This is a genomic window from Hymenobacter caeli (genome assembly GCF_013294115.1).
Taxonomy (GTDB): Bacteria; Bacteroidota; Bacteroidia; order Cytophagales; family Hymenobacteraceae; genus Hymenobacter; species Hymenobacter caeli.
In genome coordinates, this window is the sequence record NZ_JABSNP010000040.1 from 1 (window position 1) to 4,057 (window position 4,057).

A 4,057-nucleotide genomic window follows, 5' to 3' on the forward strand; every position below is an offset into this window, starting at 1 on the left:
GCCACCCGGTACGATAAGCTGGATGCGCATTTTCTGGCTTTTATTCACCTGGCCGCAACCGTCCTCTGGCTGCGTGACTGTTAACACTTCCTAGTGGGTACAGCTTCTTTCTTGGGGCAAGCGGAACCACATAACTTGGAGAGGAAAACCCAGCCTTTTACGAGATTTTATCAGATTCATTCCATACTTGTGCTAGCAAATTTAGTCGCTCGATGCATTCCCGCACTTTATTAGAGGAAATAATATGAAGATTGTTAAATATGAAGATTGTTAAAATAGCGGCGGTCTTGGCTCTCGTAGTGGCCTTATGCGCAGACCTTTGCAATGCTGCCCACGCACAGCAAACAATTGATATCAAGCAAATAGGCCTGAGAAACGGTAGGGTCGGAGCCACAACTGCGCTTTACTTAGGGCAAAACAGTGAAGCGGCAATCCGCGTGTTGGGTAATCCAACTAAAACCGGAAAAGAGTTTATCGAAACGCAGGAAGGGAACGCAGACGTATTCTATTACAAAAGCAACAGGCTGTATTTCGTTAAGGATACGCTGGTTGGATTCGATTTGCGTGACGAATCGCTGGTTATAGGCGAAACAATTATAACATCATTTGGCGTCAATTATAAAATAGCGAACACCCCAAGGCAAATTGCTAAGGATACGCAACGAAAAAGTCCCCATTTTATCAATAGCAGCAGGATTCTTGTGGGGTTTGTGTGGGGGAAAAACCCGGGAGAAACCAGGAACCAACGCTACAGCAGCAAATTTTTTGGCTTTCTGTTTAACGGGCCAAAAGACATTAATTCGTGGCTGGAAATTCTATTCGATGATAGTGGCGAAGTCATAAATGTGGTAGTTGGGGCACCGATCTAAACATCGTCAGCACAAGAGTAGCTGAAGGCTGCGCAGCAAAGAAGGCCCCACAACTTGTGTGAGGCCTTCTTTTTTAATGAGCAGTACTTGGTGTCTACCCCAGCTCGGCCAGTTCCAGCCAGCGCTCCTCTTTTTGGGCCAGCGCCTGCTCCACGGCTTGCAGGCGGGCGCCCCAGGCGGCGAATTCCTGGGGGGTACCGGCGCCGCCGTTCAGGTTGGCGGTGATGGCCTGCTTCTCGGTTTCGAGCTGGGCCAGGATGCCTTCGAGCTGCTCGTACTCTTTCTTCTCGGCGAAGGTGGCGCGGCGCTTGGCGGGGGCCGCCGGAGCGGGCGCGGCTATGGGCGCGGCCTTGGCGGCGACGCGGGCGGCCTTGGCGGCTTTCTCCTCGGCTTCGAGGGCGGCTTCGGTTTCGCGCTCCTCCAGGTAGTCGCGGTAGTCGGTGTAGTTGCCGGGGAAGTTGAGCACGGCCCCGCCCGGCTCCAGCACGAAGAGGTGCTCGGCGAGGTGGTCGAGGAAGTAGCGGTCGTGGCTCACAATCAGCAGGCAGCCCTGGAAGTGCAGCAGGAAGTCCTCCAGGATGTTGAGCGTGCCCAGGTCGAGGTCGTTGGTGGGCTCGTCAAGAATCAGGAAGTTGGGGTTCTTGATGAGCACGCGCAGCAGCTGGAGGCGGCGCTTCTCGCCGCCGCTCAGCTTGTTCACCAGCGTGTACTGCTGGGCCGGCGGAAACAGGAACAGGTTCAGGAACTGGCTGGCCGTGAGCACGTCGCCGTTGGCCAGCTCCACTACTTCGGCCACTTCTTTTACGATGTCGATTACCCGCTGGGTGGGGTCGAACTCCAGCTCCGTCTGGGTATAGTAGCCGAACACGGTGTTCGTGCCCACGTCGATGGTGCCGGAGTCGGGCTTGAGCTTGCCGGTGAGCATGTTGAGCAGCGTGGACTTGCCCGCGCCGTTGGGGCCCACCAGGCCGATGCGGTCCTTCTTCTTGAACACGTAGCTGAAATCGTCCAGCACCACGTTATCGCCGAAGGCCTTGTTGAGGTGGTCGGCCTCGATGATTTTGCCGCCCTGGCGGGTCGTTTTCACGCTCAACTCAATCTGCTGCTTGCTCAGGTTGGTGCTGGCCTTTTCCTTGGTCACGTAGAAGGCGTCGATGCGGGCCTTCTGCTTGGTGCCGCGGGCCTGGGGCATCCGGCGCATCCACTCCAGCTCCTTGCGGAACAGGTTGCGGGCCTTCTCCACCTCGGTGGCTTCGCGCATCTCGCGGTCGGCCTTTTTCTCCACGAAGTAGGCGTAGTTGCCCTGGTAGCGGTACATGGTGCCCTTGTCCAGCTCCACAATCTCGTTGGCCACTTTGTCGAGGAAGTAGCGGTCGTGGGTCACCATCAGCAGCGTGAGGGTGGGGGAGGAGAGCCGGTTCTCCAGCCACTCGATGGTGCTCAGGTCCAGGTGGTTGGTGGGCTCGTCAAGCAGCAGCACGTCGGGCTCTTCGATGAGCACCCGGGCCAGGGCCACGCGCTTGCGCTGCCCGCCGCTGAGCATGCTCACGTTGCGCGTCAGCAACTCGCCGAGGATGCCCAGCCGGCCCAGAATCTGCTGCACCTGGGCCTCGTAGTCCCAGGCGTTCAGCGCATCCATGCGCTCGAGCACGCGCTGCAAGTCGTCGGCCTTGTGGTCGGCGTCGTTGATGACGTGCTCGTACTCCTTGATGGCCTTGAGCGTGTCGTTCTGGCTGGCGAAGATGGTTTCCTCGACCGTCAGGCTCTCGTCGAACACCGGCTGCTGGCCCAGGTACGTCACCCGGATGCCCTTGCGGGTGCTCACCAGCCCGGTATCGGGGATTTCCAGCCCGGCCAGCACGCGCAGCAGCGTGGTTTTGCCCGTGCCGTTGATGCCCACAAAGGCCACCCGCTGCCCCTGCTGCAAGCCAAAGTTCAGGTCCTTAAACAGCCAGCGGTCGGCGTAATTCTTCGAGATATTCTCGGCGGATAACAGATTCATAGGCCGCAAAGGTACGGCCGGGGCGGGCGGGGTTGGCTGGGGAACGTCGCAGCCTATGCTACAAGCAACATTCTAGTTTAGAAAGCTGCACGCATATTTGTTGAATGAAAAGACTACTTCTCTGGGTAATCACATTGACCCTTTGCCAAGGGTGCCAAGCGCAAAGCCAACAAGAGCATTTGAAAGGGTTTGCGGCAGCAGAGCAAGCACTTATTTCAGGAAATAGCCAAGAAGCAATTCGAGGATTCGATAGAATTCTTAAAACTAGCCCTGATTCGGAAAGAGCTTTATTGCTCCGGTGCAAAGCCAAATACAAATTGCAGGACTACCAAGGCGCTATTAAAGACGCGCAGCAGATTTTGGCTATAAACCCAAGTGCCTCTTCCGAACAAGATTATTTGGCCCTTTTGAACTTGGGAATTTGTTATGATAACCTTCGGCAATTCGGCCAGGCGCGGCAGTATTTTCTTCAAGCTAAAGAGGCTGATTCCACCGATGTTCGAATATTTGAGGGTCTGGGGTATGGGTACTTAGAGGAACATGACTTTGTGAAGGCTATTAAGAATTATAATCGTGCAGTAGAAATTAATTCTACCTCAAAAACAATTTTCTACGGGCTTGGAAAGTCGTACTTGCAGGCGAGCCAATACCCTGAAGCTATTAAAGCATACGACCAAGCTATTAAGCTTGACCCTGCGTATGCGGTAGCTTATCAAAATCGTGCCTCTGCAAAATATTTGATTCAAGACTTAAACGGCTGTTGCGCTGATTTAAAACGCTGTGAGGAACTTGGAGTTAATAACGCCCAAGTAATGGCATTTAGGGAGAAAGTCTGCCGTTAATTATGTTTTTTTCGCGGCTCCCGACACTACCCATCGCGGCAGTTACGCAGGCCCGATGCGGAGCACAATCTCTACAATCTCCGCACAACTTGCGGATAATAACCAAGTGCATCTACGAGTGGCCCGACTTCACTTGGTAGCACACGCAGCTGGAGCCACTGTTGGGGGCCCTGCGGCACCAGCAGGGCCGGGTGCTGGGGCACATGGAGGCGCTGGCTAATGCAAAGTCGGTAATAGCTTTAGAAAAACGTGAGGTGGTCTAGTCAAGGCGCACAGAAGCAGGACGTATATTTCCTGAGTCATGAGTGCAGAAAAGACCAAGAAGACGCCGGATAAACGGCGTA

3 protein-coding genes are annotated in these 4,057 nt (G+C 54.9%); 2 read left to right on the forward strand and 1 reads right to left on the reverse strand.

Annotated elements, in window-relative coordinates:
- The first annotated feature begins 260 nt into the window (after window positions 1-260).
- Window positions 261-869 carry a hypothetical protein gene (locus tag HNP98_RS21425; RefSeq protein ID WP_173812243.1) on the forward strand — a complete coding sequence of 203 codons (609 nt, stop codon included), beginning with the start codon at window positions 261-263 and terminating at the stop codon, window positions 867-869.
- 94 nt (window positions 870-963) lie between these two features.
- On the opposite strand, the gene HNP98_RS21430 is transcribed toward HNP98_RS21425, so the two are convergent.
- The gene (locus HNP98_RS21430; RefSeq protein ID WP_173812244.1) at window positions 964-2,871 is read right to left on the reverse strand and encodes an ABC-F family ATP-binding cassette domain-containing protein; all 1,908 of its coding nucleotides are present in this window, start codon (window positions 2,869-2,871) and stop codon (window positions 964-966) included.
- A gap of 104 nt (window positions 2,872-2,975) precedes the next feature.
- Here HNP98_RS21430 and HNP98_RS21435 point away from each other — a divergent pair, with 104 nt between their 5' ends.
- Entirely contained in the window at window positions 2,976-3,713 is a 738-nt protein-coding gene (locus tag HNP98_RS21435; protein WP_173812246.1) for a tetratricopeptide repeat protein, read from the forward strand.
- Window positions 3,714-4,057 lie beyond the last annotated feature (344 nt).